This window comes from Duganella sp. 3397 (assembly GCF_031456625.1).
Taxonomy (GTDB): domain Bacteria; phylum Pseudomonadota; class Gammaproteobacteria; order Burkholderiales; family Burkholderiaceae_D; genus Rugamonas; species Rugamonas phyllosphaerae.
This window is the reverse complement of the sequence record NZ_JAVDVB010000003.1, coordinates 436,122-453,940: the sequence shown is the minus strand read 5'-3', so window position 1 is coordinate 453,940 and position 17,819 is coordinate 436,122. Positions and strand designations below refer to the sequence as shown.

Genomic DNA, 17,819 nt, shown 5'->3' with positions numbered 1-17,819 from the left:
GTAGAAAGCACACGTATGAAGATCAAAGTTCTCATCGTCGACGACTCCGCGCTGATCCGCAGTGTCATGAGCGAGATCATCAACAGCCAACCCGACATGGAAGTGGTGGCGACGGCGCCCGACCCGCTGGTCGCGCGCGAGCTGATCAAGCAGCACAACCCGGACGTGCTCACGCTCGACGTCGAGATGCCGAAGATGGACGGCCTCGACTTCCTGGAAAAGCTGATGCGCCTGCGGCCGATGCCGGTCGTGATGGTGTCGTCGCTCACCGAGCGCGGCTCCGAGATCACCATGCGCGCGCTGGAACTGGGCGCGGTCGATTTTGTCACCAAGCCGAAGATCTCGATCCAGGCCGGCATGCGCGAATATACCGACCTGATCTCCGACAAGATCCGTGCAGCCGCCAAGGCCCGCGTGCGTGCGCGCACGCTGCCTGCTGCCGGCGCCGCCCAGGGCAGCGTGCCGCTCTCAGCGCTACGCAACCCGCTGCTGTCGTCGGAAAAACTGATCATCGTGGGCGCCTCCACCGGCGGCACCGAAGCGATCCGCGAATTTTTGATGCAGATGCCGTCGGACTGCCCCGGCATCCTGATCACCCAGCACATGCCCGAAGGTTTTACCCGCTCGTTTGCCAAGCGGCTCGACTCGCTGTGCAAGATCTCTGTGCAGGAAGCGCAGGGTAACGAACGGGTGCTGCCGGGCCACGCCTACATCGCGCCCGGCCACTCGCACCTGTACCTGACCCGCAGCGGCGCCAACTACATGACCAAAATCGACCAGGCCGAACCGGTCAACCGCCACCGGCCCTCGGTGGACGTGCTGTTCCGCTCGGCGGCGCAGGCGGCCGGCAAGAATGCGGTGGGCGTGATCCTGACCGGCATGGGCAAGGACGGCGCGGCCGGCATGCTGGAGATGAGGAATGCCGGCGCGTATAATTTCGCCCAGGACGAAGCCAGCTGCGTGGTGTTCGGCATGCCGCGCGAAGCGATTGCCATCGGCGCCGCGCACGAGGTCGGTGCGCTGACGGCGCTGCCGGGCATGGTACTAGGTTATCTTGCGCAGCACGGCATGCGCGCATTGCGGGTCTAAAGGGTGTAAATGTGGTTGCAGTGACGTTTTACTGCGACTTTGTTCGCCTTGGAGCAACGAAAATGCTATCCTACAACTTGCTTGGAATTCGTAGGCAATATTAACAACCGCGTAAAGAAACAACGGAGTAATTCATGGCTGATCCAAAGATGAAATTTTTAGTTGTTGACGATTTTTCGACGATGCGTCGCATCGTCCGAAATCTGTTGAAAGAACTGGGTTATGCCAATGTCGACGAGGCGGAAGACGGCGTCATGGCGCTGGCCAAGCTGCGCGCCGAGTCGTTCGACTTCGTCGTCTCGGACTGGAACATGCCGAACATGGACGGCCTGACGATGTTGCAAAACATTCGTGCCGACCCCGCCCTGGCCAAGCTGCCGGTGCTGATGGTGACCGCCGAAGCCAAGAAGGAAAACATCATCGCCGCCGCGCAAGCCGGCGCCAATGGTTACGTGGTCAAGCCGTTCACCGCCGCCACCCTGGACGAAAAACTGAACAAGATTTTCGAAAAGCTGGGCGCGTAATACTTCGGTAGTCGGGCCCGTCCCGACTACGCTCGACATCCTGCCCACGGACGGTCATGCACCACACCCATTTCCTGGTTCGCGAGCCGTTGCTCGACCCGCAGCAGCGGGTGGTCGGGTATGAGTTGTCCTGGCAACAGCCGCAACATGCGGCCACTGGCAGCGCCTCCCCGGCGCCTGCGCTGGAGTCCCTGCTGGCGTTTGTCGCCAACCACGTGATCGGTGGCGACGACGGCGAGTCCTGGCTCCTGCTCGATAAAATCCTGTTCCTCGAAGCCGTGCCCGAGATGCTCTCGGCCGACGCCCTGCATCGAATGCCGCCGTCGCGCACGGTGCTGTCGCTGCCGGCCGCCACCCTGGACCATCCCGACACCCTGCAAGCGGTGCACGCATTGCGCGCCGGCGGCGTGGGCATCTTGCTGCGCAACTTTGCCCGCGCCCCGGCCGGCCTGCGCCTGGCGTCGCTGGCGTCGTTCGTGGAAGTACGGTTCAGTGGCGCGAACGTGGCCACGCAGGCGCGCGCGTATGCGGCACTCAAGCAGTCGGGGCTGACCATGGTAGCGCGCCCGGTGAGCAACTGGGCCGACTTCGACGCCTGCGCCGCACTGGGCCTGAACGCCTTCGTCGGCAAGCTGCACCTGACGCCGCGGCCGGGCACGGCCACGCGCGGCGTCAACCCGGCCCAGGCCATCATCCTGCAACTGATGCAACTGGTGAAGGAAAACGCCGACCTGGCCCAGATCGAAGCCGTGCTCAAGCGCGATCCCACGCTGTCGTACAAGCTGTTGCGATTTATTAATTCGTCCGGCTTCGGGGCGGGGCGCGAGGTGCAGTCGATGCGCCAGGCCCTGACCCTGCTCGGCTATGCGCCGCTGCACCGCTGGCTGACGTTGTTGCTGGCAACGGCCAGCACCAGCGGCTACTCGCCGGTGCTGCTGGAAACGGCGGTGGTGCGCGGCCGCCTGGCCGAACTGCTGGCGCGCGATACCCTGGGCAGGAGCGAGGCCGAACAGGTATTCGTGGCCGGCATGTTTTCGCTGCTGGACCGTTTGCTGGGCATGACGATGGAAGAGGTGCTGGGCGCGATCCAGTTGCCGGACGAAGTGATCGAGGCGCTGCTGACCCGCAGCGGGCGCTACGGGCCGTACCTGGCGCTGGCCGAGGCGTGCGAGCTGAACTCGGACCTGGTGGCGGCGCTGGCGATTTCTCTCAAGCTGAGCCCGGAAGAAATCAACCAGGCCCACCTGCAGGCGCTGGCGTGGGCGCAGCAGATGGCGGTTTGAATTTTACGCTGGTTCAAATTTCCAGGTTATCGATCAACCGCGTACCACCAAGCTTGGCCGCCGCCAGCACCACCAGCGGCGCGCCCTGCGCCAGGTCGCCGGCGGTTGGCGGCTGCAAGTCGATACGCTTGCGGATCGACACGTAATCGGGCTGCCAGCCGCGCTGCGCCAGGTTTTCCATCGCCTTGTGCTCGACCTCGAACACGTCCAGGTGACCGGCGCGAACTTCCTCAGCGACAAAATTCAGGGTCTGGAACAGCACCGGCGCTTCGGCCCGCTCGGTCTGCGACAGGTACATATTGCGCGACGACAGCGCCAGGCCATCCTCGGCGCGATAGGTTTCCGCCCCGATGATCTCCGTTGGCAGCGCAAACTGGCGGCTCATATTACGCACCATCATCAACTGCTGGTAATCCTTCTTGCCGAACACGGCCACCTTCGGCTGCACGCACGAAAACAGTTTCAGCACGATGGTGGTCACACCGGTGAAGAAGCCCGGACGGAACTCGCCCTCGAGCGTATTGCCCAGGTCGGACGGCGGGTTGACGCGGAATTCCTGGGGCTCCGGGTACAAGTCCTTCTCGGTCGGCGCGAACAGCACGTACACGCCTTCCTTTTCCAGTTTTTCCACGTCGGCCTGGAAGGTGCGCGGGTACTTGTCGAAGTCTTCGTTGGGGCCGAACTGCAGGCGGTTGACGAAGATGGACGCGACCACCGGATCGCCATGCTTGCGCGCCAGTCGCATCAGCGACAGGTGGCCCTCGTGCAGGTTGCCCATGGTGGGAACAAAGGCGGTGCGCAGTTGACCGCTGAGCTGATCGCGCAATTCTTCAATGGTGGTGATGATTTTCATGGGTGATTTCTGTAAACATTTCAGGCTGGCGAGTAGGCCAGCCGGACATAGATCGGTGCGAACGGTTCGGCCTGGGTGATTTCGATCAGCGTTTCCTTGGCCAGCTCGAGCAGGGCGACAAAATTGACCACCACCACCGGTACGCCGCCAGCGACGTCGAACAGGTCGGCAAACTCGACGAAGCGTGTCGATTGCAGACGCCGCAGAATACCCGTCATGTGCTCGCGCACCGACAGTTCCTCGCGGCTGATCTTGTGGTGCTGGGTCAGTCGTGCACGCTTCATCACGTCGAGCCAGGCCTGCTGCAAATCGACCGGCGCCACGTCGGGCAGCACGGTCACCAGGCTTTGCTCGATATGGATCTGGGTGCGCACGAAGTCGCGGTCGAGCTGCGGCAGGGCGTTCAGGTCGAACGCGGCCAGCTTGATCTGCTCGTAATCGAGCAGGCGCCGCACCAGCTCCGCGCGCGGATCGTCCGCCTCGATATCGAGGTCGCTCTGGCGCTGCGGCAGCAGCATGCGCGACTTGATCTCGATCAGCATGGCAGCCATCAGCAGGTACTCGGCCGCCAGTTCCAGGTTGGACTTGCGGATCTGGTCCACGTACTTCAGGTATTGCAGCGTGAGCTGCGCCATCGGTATGTCGAGAATATTAAAATTCTGCTTGCGGATCAGGTACAGCAGCAAGTCGAGCGGGCCTTCGAACGCGTCGAGGAACACTTCCAGCGCATCGGGCGGAATATACAGGTCGTTGGGCAGCTTGAGCAGCGGCTCGCCGTACAGGCGCGCGAAACCGGACGCATCGACGGTCGCCTCTGCCTCGGCGCCTGCCGGCGTCCCCGGCGTCACCGGTATGACATCGGCCGCTGGTTCTGGCAACATGCCTGCCGCCCTGGTGTGATCAGAGCTTGTTCTGGTACACGTAGGCTTGCTGTTTGACGGCCGACTTCAGCTGGCGTTCCTGCTCGTCGAGCGAGATCGGCGGGCGGTCCCACAGCAGGGCGCGGCCTTGCTGCTGACCGGCTTCGATCGCCGGATTCTTCGCTTTCAACTCTTTGATGAACAGGGTGTGGTCGGATTCGTACATCGAATGTTGTTTAGAGAGTTTCATATCGTCCGTATGAGTGGATTAGCAACGGCTATTTTACCGCGCCAGCGCCTTGCCAGGCGAATTTGATCGCTGCGCCGGGCGGCGGTTGGCACGATGGGTTAAGCTCACCGCATAAAAGTTGCCAATCTATAACCATGATAAAGCCATGACCGTGCGCCCGACCTCCCGCGCCATCTTCCTGCTGACCTTGCCGCCCTTGCCATGGGCCGGCAACGCCATCGTCGGTCGGCTGGTGCACCATATGGTGCCGCCGGTGCTGCTCAACCTGCTGCGCTGGACGATTGCAGGCTTGATCTTGCTGGTCCGCATCTTTGCCACGGCGCGGCGTTCGCGTTGATCGTGGCCGGTATCATGGTGTCGGCGCGGCGCTGACACTCGTGCCGGTAAGCGTACGCTAAGAGTACGGAACGCGAACGAAGCCGCGCCGGTTGCCCGGGGCGGCTTCGTCACGATGGAGTGGGATCGCTGTTTAGCGAACCATCGGGCGTGCGTTGGCGCGCTGGCAATCGGCTTTTGCCAGGCGGTTATCGTGTTTGCCGGCGTTGGCAGCCGTTTGCGAAGGCGAGGAGGTGGCAACGGCGCCGTCAACGCAGTTCACATCGGCGTTGTACTGGGCCGAGGCCATCTTGGCGTCCTGGCGGGTCTGATAGCGTTGTTGCGGATCGGTCTGGGTGGCAGCGTGGCTCGGCAGGGTGGGGTGCAGCTCACCGGTGGTGGAGGCAGCCTGGACCGACGTGGTGCTGATCGGTGCCGCTTCTTGCGGGCTCAGCTGGTTAGGTGTCAGCGCCGAGTTTTGCGCAAACACACTGGCGCTCATGCACAGGGTGGCGATCAGTGCGGTCATCTTGGCGGTAGTCTTGGTGTTCATGTCGGCTCCTCTTGTTGCGTTGAATGAGGCTTGATTATTCCATCTCCTTCCGAGTTCAACCGTAGGACTCACGCTCATGACAACGTCGGACGACGCGGCGCCGGATTGCCGTCCTGGTCCCATTAAAACCAAGTGTCGGTGACGACACGCAACAGTGATATGACGTGCCAGTCCCACCCATGCGGTATCACGCAACTGGGGTCGGACCCCGATCAGGGTCCGACCCCAGCCTTGGCCGAGCGGGGTTCGGCCCACCACGCTTACGGGCAGTTACCGACCTTGTAGAAGCCCTGGGCAGTCTGGGCCAGCGTGCTGCGGAAGTACAGGCTCGACAGTCCCAACAGGTCGTTCGAACCGTTGGCATAGGCCACGCCGTACTTGACGGTGGCGCGGCCCGCCTGCACGTGGGCGTAGTTGCTGGCCGTGACCGCAGTGCAGGTCCAGCCGCCGTTGCCGGCGGTGGTGGTCACCGACAGGGCCGCCGACTGCGCGCTCTCGCCGCCATTGCCCACCGAGGTCACCGTGATGGTGTAGGCGGTGTTGGCGATGAGGTTGCTGACGGTGTAGGCGGTGCCGGCTACCGGCTCGGTCGTCACGCGGGCGCCGTTGACGTACACCTGGTAGCCGGTGGCAGCGCCGGCGGCGGTCCACGTCAGTGGCACGGTGGTGTCGGTGACCGCGCCGGCGGTGATGCCGGTCGGTGGCGTCAGCGCCGGCTCGCTACCGACCGAGAACTGCGCAATGTTGCAGGCAGCCGAAGTGCGGTTGGCGGTGTCGGTGGCGGTCACGGTGCCGCTGTAGTTGCCGGCGGCCAGGTTGTAGGTCTTGTTGAAGTTGGCGCCGGCGCCGGCGGCGTTGTCGTTGACGGCGGTGGGGCCGTTCAGCACGACCGTGTAGTTCTTGACGTCGCCGGTGGCTGCGCCGCTGACGGTGGCGCTGGTGGTACTGATGCCGGCCGCCGTGCACGATTTCATTTCCGGTCCGACGCTGGTGCCCACGCGCAGGTTGTTCTTGTACCAGAAATCCATCACGAAGGCAGGGTAGTTGACCTTGGTGTTGTCCACGAAATTGACGTTCTGGCCGCCGGGGCCGGCCGGCCACGAGTGGCCCATGCCGGCGACCGTGATTTCGTGGGTGCGCACCTTGCCGTTGCTGTCACGGTACGGAATGTTGGTGCCGCCGCCAGGCACGGTTTCCGCCGCGCTCGGGGTGAACGAACTGCCGTAGACGATGCGCATCGCTTCCGTGGCCAGCGGACCATACTTCTGGTCCACCGTGTAGTCGAACGTGCCCCAGATGGCGCCGGCGATCTGCGTGCTGAACTTGTCGGCAGCGCTGCCAGCCATGGCCTTGCAGCGCGAGGCTGCGGTGCTGGCGGTGTAGCCGGAGGGCACGCCGCCGATCTGGATGGTCGTGGTGCCCGGGGTCGGGCCGGCATTGATGCCCACGCCGGCAAACACGTCAGGCGCCAGGCAACCCATCACCATGGTTTCGCCGCCGCCCGACGACAGGCCGGTGACGTACACCTGGTTCGGATCGATCTGGTACTGCGGATCCTTGACGAAGCGGTCCACCACGTCGAGCAGCACCTTGTCGTGGCCAGAGGCGCGGGTGTGGCTGGTGTTGGCGTAGTCCCAGCAATGGTTGTAGTAGACATTGCCGGTGGCATTGGGGGCGACGATGACGGCGCCGTACTGCTCGCCCATGGCCGACCAGTTGTAGCCGCCGTCGTTGCCGTTGACGACGTCGGCGGCAGCGGTTTGTTTGCAGCCGTGCAGGACCAGCACCAGCGCCCGCTTGCCACCAATCTTGGGTTCGCTTGCTGGCCAGTAGAAGAAGCCGGTGAGGTTGCCGCCGTTGACGCTGTCGGCGGCCCAGGTTTGTTGCGCACTCCACTTGCCCGGGCCCGGGGTTGCGCCCCACGAGGGCCAGGCCCAGCATAGAAGTATTAAGACGAGCGCGTGCCACAGCGTGCGCTGGATCTGGTGAGTCATGATGGTCTCCGTTATAAAAAGAATGGTGTGCTAACCCAGCCAAAAAAATGAATGGCTGAGGAAATATTAGTCCACGAAAATTTTCATACAAGCTCCCCCGTAGTTCTACTGTTGCGTGCGTGATTGGCGCGACTCAACAAAATGCTGTAAAGGAGAAATTGAAAGCGCGCCTTATAAAATAAGGCGGTCTGAGCAGTTGGCGCATCGGGAGGACCTGATTCGGCGCCGGCGGAGTCTGGTTGAGTCAGACGTTGTGGTTATGCTGCTGAGTGCGCTCGGATCGCAAGTCGGCACCTCAATTTCGCATTCGGCGCCACCTTTGGAGTGGCGTCGGCGAGCAGTATTTCACAAGTTTTTTCTGGAATAAGTAGGAGTATTACTCGTCCGCGAGTGGGAACGATGCCAACCGCCCATGGCGGGCGGTTGGCGAGGAGGCGGGGAATCAGCGGATGCGCATACCAGGCTCCGCACCTGGCCATGGAGTGAGGATGTAGATGCCAGGGGTGGCTTTTTCGTCCTTGGCCGACCCGGCCAATACCATGCCTTCGGAGACGCCGAACTTCATCTTGCGCGGCGCCAGGTTGGCGACCATGACGGTCAGCTTGCCCACCAGGTCTTGTGGCTGGTACATCGATTTGATGCCCGAGAAGACGTTGCGCAGGCGGCCTTCGCCCACGTCGAGCGTGAGGCGCAGCAGCTTGTCGGAGCCTTCCACGTGTTCGCAGTTGACGATTTTTGCCACGCGCAGGTCGATCTTGACGAAGTCGTCGATCGAGATTTGCGGCGCCAGTTCTTCCACGCCTTCGGGCATCGGCACCACCGGCGCAGGCGCAGATGCAGCCTGGGCGGCCTGCTTGGCTGGCTTGGCCGGTTTTTCAACCGGGGCCGCTGCTTGCTGGTTCGGTGCATCGAACAGCTCTTCGATCATCTTGGCGTCCACGCGCGTCATCAGGTGCGTGTAGGCGCCGATGGTGCGGCCGAGCATCGCTTGCGAGACGGCGCCATTGGCGACCATGGTGTCGGCCCACACCAGCTGGCCGTCACCCAGGAACTTGGCCACGTTGGCCGCCACGCCTGGCAGCACTGGCGAGAGCAGGATGGTGAGCTGGCGGAACAGGATCAGCGCGGCCGTGCACACGTCGTGCAGTTCGGCGGTTTTGGCGTCGTCCTTGGCCAGGATCCACGGCTTGTTTTCGTCGACGTACTGGTTGGTGATGTCGGCGATTTCCATGATCTCGCGCAGCGCCTTGCCGTATTCGCGAGCCTCGAAATTGGCGGCGATATTGGCTTGCCGTTCCACGCCCTCGGGCGTGACCAGCGCGCGCTTGATCCATTCCTGCGCGCCCGGCGACAGGGTTTCGGCCAGCTTGCCGTCGAACTTCTTGGCGATGAAACCGGCGCAGCGGCTGGCGATGTTGACGAACTTGCCGATCAGGTCGCTGTTCACGCGGGCGACGAAATCGTCACCGGTGAAGTCCAGGTCTTCGACCTTGGAGTTCAGTTTGAAGGCGATGTAGTAGCGCAGCCACTCCGGGTTCATGCCCAGGTTCAGGTAGCGCAGCGGCGAGATGCCGGTGCCGCGCGACTTCGACATTTTTTCGTTGTTGACGGTCAGGTGGCCGTGCACATTGACCTTCAGCTTGTCGATCACCGGGTGGCCGGCGAACTTGAGCATGGCAGGCCAGAACAGCAGGTGGAACGAGACGATGTCCTTGCCGATGAAGTGGATCTGTTCGGTGGCCGGGTCGTTGAGCAGGCCATTGAAATCGATGCCCTGTTTTTCGCAGTAGTTCTTCAGGCTGGCCAGGTAGCCTACCGGCGCGTCGAGCCAGACGTAGAAGAATTTGCCCGGTGCGTCGGGAATCGGGATGCCGAAGTACGGTGCATCGCGCGAGATGTCCCAGTCGGCCAGCTTTTCGCCGGACTCGCCCAGCCATTCGCTGACCTTGTTGACCATTTCGGGCTGCAGGCGGCCTGGCGTGTTGAGCCAGTCCTTGAGGAACTGGTAGCAGCGCGGGTCGGACAGCTTGAAGAAATACTGTTCCGAATCCTTGAGCACCGGCGTGGCGTTGGTAAACACCGAGAACGGGTTGATCAGTTCGGTAGGCTGGTAGGCCGCGCCGCACACTTCGCAGTTGTCGCCGTACTGGTCTTTCGCGTGGCATACCGGGCACTCGCCCTTGATGTTGCGGTCGGCCAGGAACATGCCCTTGACCGGGTCGTAGAAGCGCGGCACGATCTTGGTCTGGATCAGACCGGCATCGCGCAGCTTGCGGTAGATGCCCTGCGACAGTTCGACGTTTTCCGGCGAATCGGTCGAGTACCAGTTATCGAACGCGATGTGGAAGCCGTCGAGGTACTGGGCGCGGCCGGCAGCGATCTTGGCGACGAATTCCTGCGGCGTGATGCCTTCCTTTTCGGCGGCAATCATGATCGGCGTGCCGTGGGTGTCGTCGGCGCCCACGAAGTGCACGATGCGCTGCTGGTCGCCGTCGCGCTGCATTCGCTGGAACCGGACCCAGATGTCGGCCTGGATGTACTCCATCATGTGGCCAATATGGAAAGCGGCGTTTGCGTAGGGCAGGGCAGTGGTGACGAACAGCTTGCGGGTCATGGTTGATGCACTTTGTGGGTGGGAAAACAAGCATTTTAACAGCGGTTCGGGTTGGCGGTCATCCCGCCGGACCGGCGCCCGGGGATTTTTGCCGCGATGCGCTAGAATGGGCGCATATTTCACGGAGAGCCTCATGAGCATCACAGTAGACGCAGTCAAAGCCGCCCTGTCGCAAGTTATTGACCCAAATACAACGAAGGATTTCGTCAGCGGCAAGGCCGTGAAGAATCTGAAGGTTGATAACGGCGATATTTCGCTCGACATCGAGCTCGGCTACCCAGCAAAGAGCCAGGTCGACAGCATCCGCCGCAACGTCATCGCCGCCATCAAGGCCCTGCCCGGCGCCGGCAATATCAGCGTCGGCGTGAGTTCCAAGATCATTCCCCACACGGTGCAGCGCGGCTTGAAGCTGATGCCCAATGTGAAGAACATCATCGCCGTGGCTTCGGGCAAGGGCGGCGTGGGTAAATCGACCACCGCCGTCAACCTGGCGCTGGCGCTGGCTGCCGAAGGCGCGTCGGTCGGCCTGCTCGACGCCGACATCTATGGCCCGTCGCAGCCGATGATGCTGGGCGTGTCCGGTCGTCCGCAGACGGTCGACGGCAAGTCGATGGAACCGATGGAAAACCACGGCGTGCAGGTATCGTCGATCGGTTTCCTGATCGACCCGGACGAGCCGATGGTCTGGCGCGGCCCGATGGTCACGCAGGCGTTGCAGCAACTGCTGGAACAGACCAACTGGCGCGACCTCGACTACCTGATCGTCGACATGCCGCCGGGTACCGGCGACATTCAGCTGACCCTGTCGCAAAAAGTGCCGGTCACCGGCGCGGTCATCGTCACCACGCCGCAGGACATCGCGCTGCTCGACGCCCGCAAGGGCCTGAAAATGTTCGAGAAGGTCGGCATTCCTATCCTCGGTATCGTGGAAAACATGAGCACCCATATCTGCTCGAACTGCGGCCACGCGGAAGAAATCTTCGGCGCCGGCGGTGGCGAGAAGATGTGCAAGGACTTCAACGTGGACTTCCTCGGCGCGCTGCCGCTGACCATGTCGATCCGCGAGCAGGCCGATTCCGGCAAGCCGACCGTGGTGGCCGACCCTGACGGTCCGGTCGCTGCCATCTATAAAGACATCGCCCGCAAGATCGCGGTGCAGGTGGCGGAGAAGGCGAAGGACATGACCAGCAAGTTCCCGAGTATCGTCATCAAGAACGACTGACGATGACAAGGCTGGCGGCGCCACTCCGCCAGCCTTGGGCAGTGCCTACCACGGCCATGCCACGCTGTTGCCCAGTTCCTGCGCGACTGCCGCACCATACAAATACTCTCCCAGCACCAGGTCCTGCAACGCCAACCCTGTCATATCGAATACCGTCACGTCGTCTGCCGCGCGCGTGAATGCACCGCCGGTCAGCACATCGCCCAGCTCCAGGCACGCGACGTCTTCCGCCCACTGCATCTCTCCCAATGCCTGCGCCTGCGCGCGATCATCGGCCACCACGCGTGAGCGCGCCAGCAAGCCATCGGGCAGCTCGCGCTTGCCGCGCGTATCGGCGCCGACAGCAGTGATGTGCGTGCCGGGCTGCACCGCCTCCATGGTAAATAAAGCGCCGCCGCCCGGCGTCGCAGTGATGATCACGTCGCTGTCGGCCACGGCCGAATCGGCGTCCGGCGCGTGGCTTATGCAGCGCACGCCGGACAGTTCGGGCAAGCCGGGCGCATTGCACAGTACCTCGGCCAGCGCAGCCTCGAACCGGGCATGGGGCTTGCCATCGCGCGAGACGTAGCGCACCGACATCAGCGCGGGCAGGGCGCGCAAGGCTGCTGCCACCTGCGCGCGGGCCTGCACGCCGGTGCCGAACACGGTCAGCCGGGTGCTTTCGGCGCGCGCCAGCAACTGTGCACCGAGTTCGCCGGCGGCGGCCGTGCGCGCCGTGGTGATGGCGTTGCCGTCCAGCAGGCACACGGGCCGACCGGTGGCGGGATCGAACAGCATCACAGTGGCCTGGTGCGGTTCGCCGCCGTACTGCCGGTTGCCCGGCCAGAAGCCGGCCGCCTTGAAACCGAGCAGGTCGCGCGCCGCCACGTCGCCGGACTTGATGCCGAACACGCCATCGGCGAGTTTTTCACGGACCACCGGAAACACCCGGCCTTCGCGCTGGCAGTGCAGCGTGAACGCATCGCGCACTGCGGTGAGGGCGAGCTCCGTGGAGAGCAGGGCGGCGATGGCGTCGCGGTCGAGCAGCAGCAATTGGGCGATGTCGCGCATGAGGATTTCTCGTTATAAGATAATGTTTGGCATTTTATCTAAAAATAGATAAAATGTCTTTATTAAATCCAACTGGAGTCTCATCATGTCGTTGAGCCTGGAAACCCCGGCGCTGCTGCTGGACGAAGCGCGCATGCAGCAGAACATTGCGCGCATGCAGCAGCGGCTCAGTGCCTTGGGTGTGGCATTTCGTCCGCATGTCAAAACCAGCAAGTGCCTGGAAGTGGCCAGGCGCCAGCTGGCAGCAGGCGCGCAGGGGATCACGGTGTCCACCCTGAAAGAGGCCGAGCAGTTTTTCGAGGCAGGTATCAATGACATCCTGTATGCGGCAGCCATCGTGCCCAACAAGCTCGATCATGCGCTGCGCCTGCTGCGCGCTGGCCTGCGCCTGACGTTACTGGTGGAGTCGGTGGCGATGGCCGAGCACGTCGCCCGTCACGGCGCGCAAAACCGCGTGTGCTACGACGTGCTGATCGAAGTCGATACCGACGGCCACCGCTCCGGCATCGCCCCGGCAGATCCGCTGCTGCTGGACGTGGCCGCAAACTTGCGCGGCGGCGCGCGCTTCAAGGGCGTGATGACGCACGCCGGCAGCTCGTACGACCTGCGCACGCCCGAGGCGCTGGCCGCCATGGCCGAGCAGGAGCGCAGCCGCTGCGTCGATGCCGCCGAGCGGTTGCGCGCGGCCGGCCATGCGTGCGAAGTGGTGAGCGTCGGGTCCACGCCCACCGCGCTGTCGGCCGTTCACCTCGAGGGCGTGACCGAGGTGCGGGCGGGCGTGTACGTGTTCTTCGACCTGGTGATGGCCGGCGTGGGCGTGTGCCGCGTTGGCGACATCGCCTTGTCGGTGTTGTGTACGGTCAGTGGCCACCGGCCGGACCAGGGCTGGATCATCACCGACGCCGGCTGGATGGCAATGAGCCGCGACCGTGGCACGCAGAAGCAGGCGCGCGACTACGGCTACGGCATGGTCTGCGACGCGGACGGTAACGCCATCGCGGAACTCGCATTCGACCAGGCCAACCAGGAACACGGCGTGCTGCAATGGACCGGTGCCGAAATCGACCTGGCGGCGCGGTACCCGGTCGGCAGCAGCCTGCGCATAGTCCCCAACCACGCCTGCGCCACCGGCGCGCAGCATCCCTTCTATTATGTCTTGCCGCAGGACGGTGGCGCGCCGCGCAAATGGCAGCGTTTCAGCGGCTGGTGACGGCATTGGGGAAGCAAGGCTGTAAAATAGCGCTCTTTCTACCTCAGCTTTATAGAATCCGATGACCAACGCACCAGCCAAACCAGTCCGCACCCGTTTCGCCCCCAGCCCGACCGGCTATCTCCACCTGGGCGGCGCCCGCACGGCGCTGTACTCGTGGGCCTTTGCCCGCCACTTCGGCGGCACTTTCGTGCTGCGTATCGAAGACACCGACCTGGAACGCTCCACGCCCGAAGCGGTGCAGGCCATCATCGAAGGCATGGAGTGGCTGGGCCTCGGTCACGACGAAGGCCCGTTCTACCAGATGCAGCGCATGGACCGCTACCGCGAAGTGCTGGCGCAAATGCTGGCAGCCGGCACTGCCTACCAGTGCTACTCGTCGCCCGAAGAAGTGGAAGCGATGCGCGAGCGCATGCGCGCCGCCGGCGAAAAGCCGCGCTACGATGGCACCTGGCGCCCGGAGCCGGGTAAAACCCTGCCTGCCATTCCAGCAGGCCGCAAGCCGGTGCTGCGCTTCAAGAATCCGCTTGATGGCGAAGTGACCTGGAACGACTTCGTCAAGGGCTCGATCACCATCGGTAACAAAGAGCTGGACGACCTGGTGATCGCCCGCCCGGACGGCACGCCGACGTATAACTTCTGCGTGGCCATCGACGACCTCGACATGGAAATCAGCCACGTGCTGCGCGGCGACGACCACGTCAACAACACGCCGCGCCAGATCAACATCCTGCGCGCCATCGGCGCACCGCTGCCCGAGTACGGCCACCTGCCGATGATCCTCGGTTCGGATGGCGCCAAAATGTCCAAGCGCAAGGACGCCGTCAACGTGATGGACTATCCGGCGCAAGGCTACCTGCCCGAAGCGATCCTGAACTACCTGGCGCGCCTGGGCTGGAGCCACGGTGACGAGGAAGTATTCTCGATGGACCAGATGATCGAATGGTTCGACGGCAGCCACCTGTCCAATTCGGCGGCGCAGTTCAACATCGAAAAACTGAACTGGCTCAATAACCACTATATCAAGCAGGCCGACAACGAACGCCTGGCCAGCTTGGCCCGGCCGCGCATGCTCGATAACGGCGCCGAGTTCGATGGCGCGCCGGCGCTGGCAGTGGTGCTGGGCCTGATGAAGGAGCGCACCAATACCGTCAACGAGTTGGCCGACGCGTCGATGCTGTTCTTCCGCACGCCGCAACCCGACGCCGCGCTGCTGGCCCAGCACGTGACCGATGCGGTGAAGCCGGCGCTGGCACAATTTGCCGAGCGCTGCCAGACGGTGGAGTGGAACAAGGCCGCGCTGGCCGCGATGATCAAGGAGGTGCTGGCGGCGAACGGCCTGAAGATGCCGCAGATGGCGATGCCGCTGCGCCTGTTCCTGACCGGTCAGTTGCAGACGCCGGCGATCGACGCGGTGCTGGAAATCTTCGGTCGCGAGACCGTTGTGGCGCGCGTGGCAAAGTTTCTTTAAATATTAGTAGATTGCAGGGGCAAAGTTGCAAAAGGGTATTTGCATAATACGGCGCCTCTGCTATACTCTTGTCTCTCGCGCAAACGGGGGTATAGCTCAGCTGGGAGAGCGCTTGCATGGCATGCAAGAGGTCAGCGGTTCGATCCCGCTTACCTCCACCAAGTTTGCAGAGTTGATGTAGTAAAAGTAGTGCCGTAGCACCAAGGTCCCCATCGTCTAGAGGCCTAGGACATCACCCTTTCACGGTGAGTACGGGGGTTCGAATCCCCCTGGGGACGCCAGCTTCGCCAAAGCTGGTAGCAGTAAGTAGTCAATGTTTTTGCGCCCGGGGGGTATAGCTCAGCTGGGAGAGCGCTTGCATGGCATGCAAGAGGTCAGCGGTTCGATCCCGCTTACCTCCACCAACAGCGCAAAGACGAAACGATGTAAACAGCTTTACCGTAGTGCCAAGGTCCCCATCGTCTAGAGGCCTAGGACATCACCCTTTCACGGTGAGTACGGGGGTTCGAATCCCCCTGGGGACGCCAGGTAGTTTGTGCTGGCAGTAGTAAAGAAGTAGATGTACGACAGAAGACTTTCTGCGCCCGGGGGGTATAGCTCAGCTGGGAGAGCGCTTGCATGGCATGCAAGAGGTCAGCGGTTCGATCCCGCTTACCTCCACCACTGCGTAGAGAGCACAGACACTGTCCCCATCGTCTAGAGGCCTAGGACATCACCCTTTCACGGTGAGTACGGGGGTTCGAATCCCCCTGGGGACGCCAGGTAGTTGTTCAGCAAAGCCGCTCACCGAGCGGCTTTTTGCTATGCGCGGCAGTTTCGGGGCATCCAAAAAATCCTGTGAAAACAACGGTTTTGGTTGCGTTGATCGCGGTACACTGCTATGATTCGCGCCTTGGAAATGTCCCCATCGTCTAGAGGCCTAGGACATCACCCTTTCACGGTGAGTACGGGGGTTCGAATCCCCCTGGGGACGCCAGATATTTCCAAGTAGTAGTATGTAATTGGCCAGTACGGACAGATTTCCGGATAGTTCGAAAAACCGTAGCGAGCGGTTCGTTATTGTCGTGAGTAGCGGAAGCGTACGAAGGTACGCTGAGCAACGAAGCGGCGATAGCGGATCGCCCAGTAGGTTTGTCGGACTAACCATTGTCCCCATCGTCTAGAGGCCTAGGACATCACCCTTTCACGGTGAGTACGGGGGTTCGAATCCCCCTGGGGACGCCAGACAGCAAGAAGAAAAAGCCGCCTCGTGCGGCTTTTTTCCATTTCGCCTTTAACTTCTCCACCATGACCATGCGCCTCGACCTGTTTTGCCGCGTTATCGACAACTATGGCGACATCGGCATCTGCTGGCGGCTGGCGCGCCAGCTGCACGCCGAGCATGGCATCGCCGTGCGGCTGTGGGTGGACGACCTGGCCAGTTTCCAGCGCCTGTGCCCCGACGTCGATACCAACGCCGAAAACCAGGTGGTGCAGGGCGTGGCCGTGCGTCACTGGCGCGGCCAGGACGGCATGTACACGCCGGAGGATGTGGCCGATATCGTCATCGAATTTTTTGCCGTCGATCTGCCGCCGCACTACGTGGCCGCCATGGCGCAATGCACGCCGCGCCCGGTGTGGTTCAACTTCGAAGGTTTGACGGCGGAAGAGTGGGTGGAAGGCTGTCACCGCCTGACGTCGCCGCATCCGCAACTGCCGCTGACCAAGCACTTTTTCTTCCCCGGTTTTACGGACAAAACCGGCGGCCTGCTGCGCGAGGCGGCGCTGTTCGACGAGCGCCGCGCCTTCCTGGCCGATCCCGCGCTCGCCAGCGATTTTTTGCAGTCGCTCGGCGCCAGCCCGGCCGAATTGGCGGCCACGCGCGTGTCGCTGTTTTGCTATCCGTTTGCGCCGGTGGCGCCGCTGTTCGAGGCGTGGCAGGGTGGCGCTGAAGCGATCACCTGTTTCGTGCCCGAGGGCGTGGCGACCCAGGCGGTACAAGGCTTCCTTGGTGGCGATGCAGTTGCCGGGGCGGTGGCCACGCGGGGACACCTGACCGTGCGCGTGCTGCCGTTCGTGCCGCAGCCGGACTACGACAAGCTGCTGTGGGCGTGCGATGTCAACCTGGTGCGCGGCGAGGATTCCTGGGTGCGCGCGCAGTGGGCGGGCAAGCCGTTCGTGTGGCATATCTACCCGCAGGACGACAATTTACACCACAAGAAACTGCGCGCCTTCTTGCAGCGCTATGCCGTGGGACTCGATGCCATCAGCGCTTTTACGCTGGCGTGGAATGGCGTACACCTTGACGCCGACTGGCCTGCCTTGTGGCGTGGTTTGCGGTCCGAGGCGCCGCAGATCGCTGCGCGTGCGGCAGAATGGGAGCCGGAGGTGACGGCGCACGGCGACTTGACCGGCAACCTGGTGGCTTTTGCGCAGTCGCTAAGATAGGCTCAGCCAGAAAACCCGGGTATAATGCCGGGTTAATCTCTAGAACATTTTTACCCTGATCAATCGTGAGCTGATGGCCCCGCGCCCGGCGCAGATGATTTTTA

General features: G+C 62.7%; 14 protein-coding genes, 8 tRNA genes and 1 pseudogene. 16 read left to right on the top strand and 7 right to left on the bottom strand.

What is annotated here, in order from left to right; all coding sequences use genetic code 11:
• Positions 1 to 15: 15 nt before the first annotated feature.
• The 3 genes from J2X54_RS10765 to J2X54_RS10755 all read left to right on the top strand — a co-directional run bounded on the left by J2X54_RS10765 (position 16) and on the right by J2X54_RS10755 (position 2,896).
• Entirely contained in the window at positions 16 to 1,089 is a 1,074-nt protein-coding gene (locus J2X54_RS10765; protein ID WP_310180534.1) for a chemotaxis response regulator protein-glutamate methylesterase, read from the top strand.
• Positions 1,090 to 1,223: 134 nt separating this feature from the next.
• Entirely contained in the window at positions 1,224 to 1,613 is a 390-nt protein-coding gene (gene cheY / locus J2X54_RS10760; protein WP_008450066.1) for a chemotaxis response regulator CheY, read from the top strand.
• A 56-nt stretch (positions 1,614 to 1,669) separates the two neighbouring features.
• Entirely contained in the window at positions 1,670 to 2,896 is a 1,227-nt protein-coding gene (locus tag J2X54_RS10755) for an HDOD domain-containing protein (protein ID WP_310180517.1), read from the top strand.
• A gap of 13 nt (positions 2,897 to 2,909) precedes the next feature.
• Here the strand turns inward: J2X54_RS10755 and panC are convergent, their stop codons facing one another.
• The 3 genes from panC to J2X54_RS10740 are packed head-to-tail and all read right to left on the bottom strand — an operon-like array spanning position 2,910 to position 4,859.
• Positions 2,910 to 3,749, bottom strand: coding sequence for a pantoate--beta-alanine ligase (gene panC, locus J2X54_RS10750; RefSeq protein WP_070246739.1), 840 nt, complete (start codon positions 3,747 to 3,749; stop codon positions 2,910 to 2,912).
• A gap of 20 nt (positions 3,750 to 3,769) precedes the next feature.
• Positions 3,770 to 4,630, bottom strand: a complete 861-nt coding sequence (locus J2X54_RS10745; RefSeq protein ID WP_070246740.1) for a ScpA family protein — start codon at positions 4,628 to 4,630, stop codon at positions 3,770 to 3,772.
• Positions 4,631 to 4,649: 19 nt separating this feature from the next.
• Positions 4,650 to 4,859: a DUF3460 family protein gene (locus J2X54_RS10740; RefSeq protein WP_026636982.1), complete on the bottom strand. Its 210-nt coding sequence runs from the start codon at positions 4,857 to 4,859 to the stop codon at positions 4,650 to 4,652.
• A gap of 145 nt (positions 4,860 to 5,004) precedes the next feature.
• Here J2X54_RS10740 and J2X54_RS10735 point away from each other — a divergent pair.
• Positions 5,005 to 5,160, top strand: a pseudogene (locus J2X54_RS10735) (EamA family transporter); the annotation flags it as partial.
• A 168-nt stretch (positions 5,161 to 5,328) separates the two neighbouring features.
• On the opposite strand, the gene J2X54_RS10730 reads toward J2X54_RS10735, so the two are convergent.
• The 3 genes from J2X54_RS10730 to metG form a co-directional block, all read right to left on the bottom strand.
• A complete protein-coding gene (locus J2X54_RS10730) occupies positions 5,329 to 5,727 on the bottom strand; it encodes a hypothetical protein (RefSeq protein WP_070246742.1) in 399 nt (132 codons plus the stop codon).
• Between the two features lie 260 nt (positions 5,728 to 5,987).
• Positions 5,988 to 7,721: a PHB depolymerase family esterase gene (locus tag J2X54_RS10725; protein WP_310180511.1), complete on the bottom strand. Its 1,734-nt coding sequence runs from the start codon at positions 7,719 to 7,721 to the stop codon at positions 5,988 to 5,990.
• A gap of 442 nt (positions 7,722 to 8,163) precedes the next feature.
• Positions 8,164 to 10,335, bottom strand: coding sequence for a methionine--tRNA ligase (gene metG / locus J2X54_RS10720; RefSeq protein ID WP_310180508.1), 2,172 nt, complete (start codon positions 10,333 to 10,335; stop codon positions 8,164 to 8,166).
• Between the two features lie 133 nt (positions 10,336 to 10,468).
• Here metG and apbC point away from each other — a divergent pair, with 133 nt between their 5' ends.
• Entirely contained in the window at positions 10,469 to 11,557 is a 1,089-nt protein-coding gene (gene apbC / locus J2X54_RS10715) for an iron-sulfur cluster carrier protein ApbC (RefSeq protein WP_070246745.1), read from the top strand.
• A gap of 45 nt (positions 11,558 to 11,602) precedes the next feature.
• Here the strand turns inward: apbC and J2X54_RS10710 are convergent, their stop codons facing one another.
• Entirely contained in the window at positions 11,603 to 12,607 is a 1,005-nt protein-coding gene (locus J2X54_RS10710; protein WP_310180506.1) for an ornithine cyclodeaminase family protein, read from the bottom strand.
• Between the two features lie 85 nt (positions 12,608 to 12,692).
• On the opposite strand from J2X54_RS10710, the gene J2X54_RS10705 reads away from it, so the two are divergent.
• The 11 genes from J2X54_RS10705 to earP all read left to right on the top strand — a co-directional run bounded on the left by J2X54_RS10705 (position 12,693) and on the right by earP (position 17,715).
• Positions 12,693 to 13,817: an alanine racemase gene (locus tag J2X54_RS10705; RefSeq protein WP_310180504.1), complete on the top strand. Its 1,125-nt coding sequence runs from the start codon at positions 12,693 to 12,695 to the stop codon at positions 13,815 to 13,817.
• Positions 13,818 to 13,878: 61 nt separating this feature from the next.
• The gene (gene gltX, locus J2X54_RS10700; protein ID WP_310180502.1) at positions 13,879 to 15,288 is read left to right on the top strand and encodes a glutamate--tRNA ligase; all 1,410 of its coding nucleotides are present in this window, start codon (positions 13,879 to 13,881) and stop codon (positions 15,286 to 15,288) included.
• An 85-nt stretch (positions 15,289 to 15,373) separates the two neighbouring features.
• Positions 15,374 to 15,449: transfer RNA gene (locus tag J2X54_RS10695), tRNA-Ala, on the top strand.
• A gap of 44 nt (positions 15,450 to 15,493) precedes the next feature.
• Positions 15,494 to 15,569 (top strand) — tRNA-Glu (locus tag J2X54_RS10690).
• Positions 15,570 to 15,616: 47 nt separating this feature from the next.
• Positions 15,617 to 15,692: transfer RNA gene (locus J2X54_RS10685), tRNA-Ala, on the top strand.
• 47 nt (positions 15,693 to 15,739) lie between these two features.
• Positions 15,740 to 15,815: transfer RNA gene (locus J2X54_RS10680), tRNA-Glu, on the top strand.
• 60 nt (positions 15,816 to 15,875) lie between these two features.
• Positions 15,876 to 15,951, top strand: a tRNA-Ala gene (locus J2X54_RS10675).
• Between the two features lie 22 nt (positions 15,952 to 15,973).
• Positions 15,974 to 16,049 (top strand) — tRNA-Glu (locus J2X54_RS10670).
• 139 nt (positions 16,050 to 16,188) lie between these two features.
• Positions 16,189 to 16,264 (top strand) — tRNA-Glu (locus tag J2X54_RS10665).
• A 172-nt stretch (positions 16,265 to 16,436) separates the two neighbouring features.
• Positions 16,437 to 16,512, top strand: a tRNA-Glu gene (locus J2X54_RS10660).
• A gap of 63 nt (positions 16,513 to 16,575) precedes the next feature.
• Positions 16,576 to 17,715, top strand: coding sequence for an elongation factor P maturation arginine rhamnosyltransferase EarP (gene earP / locus J2X54_RS10655; protein WP_310180500.1), 1,140 nt, complete (start codon positions 16,576 to 16,578; stop codon positions 17,713 to 17,715).
• The last annotated feature ends 104 nt before the right edge of the window (positions 17,716 to 17,819 follow it).

Coding starts and splice junctions, on each gene's coding strand:
- gltX (WP_310180502.1), top strand. CDS start 13,879: ATGACCAACGCACCAGCCAAACCAGTCCGCACCCGTTTCGCCCCCAGC.
- J2X54_RS10705 (WP_310180504.1), top strand. CDS start 12,693: ATGTCGTTGAGCCTGGAAACCCCGGCGCTGCTGCTGGACGAAGCGCGC.
- J2X54_RS10730 (WP_070246742.1), bottom strand. CDS start 5,727: ATGAACACCAAGACTACCGCCAAGATGACCGCACTGATCGCCACCCTG.
- J2X54_RS10765 (WP_310180534.1), top strand. CDS start 16: ATGAAGATCAAAGTTCTCATCGTCGACGACTCCGCGCTGATCCGCAGT.
- J2X54_RS10745 (WP_070246740.1), bottom strand. CDS start 4,630: ATGTTGCCAGAACCAGCGGCCGATGTCATACCGGTGACGCCGGGGACG.
- J2X54_RS10725 (WP_310180511.1), bottom strand. CDS start 7,721: ATGACTCACCAGATCCAGCGCACGCTGTGGCACGCGCTCGTCTTAATA.
- earP (WP_310180500.1), top strand. CDS start 16,576: ATGACCATGCGCCTCGACCTGTTTTGCCGCGTTATCGACAACTATGGC.
- panC (WP_070246739.1), bottom strand. CDS start 3,749: ATGAAAATCATCACCACCATTGAAGAATTGCGCGATCAGCTCAGCGGT.
- metG (WP_310180508.1), bottom strand. CDS start 10,335: ATGACCCGCAAGCTGTTCGTCACCACTGCCCTGCCCTACGCAAACGCC.
- J2X54_RS10740 (WP_026636982.1), bottom strand. CDS start 4,859: ATGAAACTCTCTAAACAACATTCGATGTACGAATCCGACCACACCCTG.
- cheY (WP_008450066.1), top strand. CDS start 1,224: ATGGCTGATCCAAAGATGAAATTTTTAGTTGTTGACGATTTTTCGACG.
- apbC (WP_070246745.1), top strand. CDS start 10,469: ATGAGCATCACAGTAGACGCAGTCAAAGCCGCCCTGTCGCAAGTTATT.
- J2X54_RS10710 (WP_310180506.1), bottom strand. CDS start 12,607: ATGCGCGACATCGCCCAATTGCTGCTGCTCGACCGCGACGCCATCGCC.
- J2X54_RS10755 (WP_310180517.1), top strand. CDS start 1,670: ATGCACCACACCCATTTCCTGGTTCGCGAGCCGTTGCTCGACCCGCAG.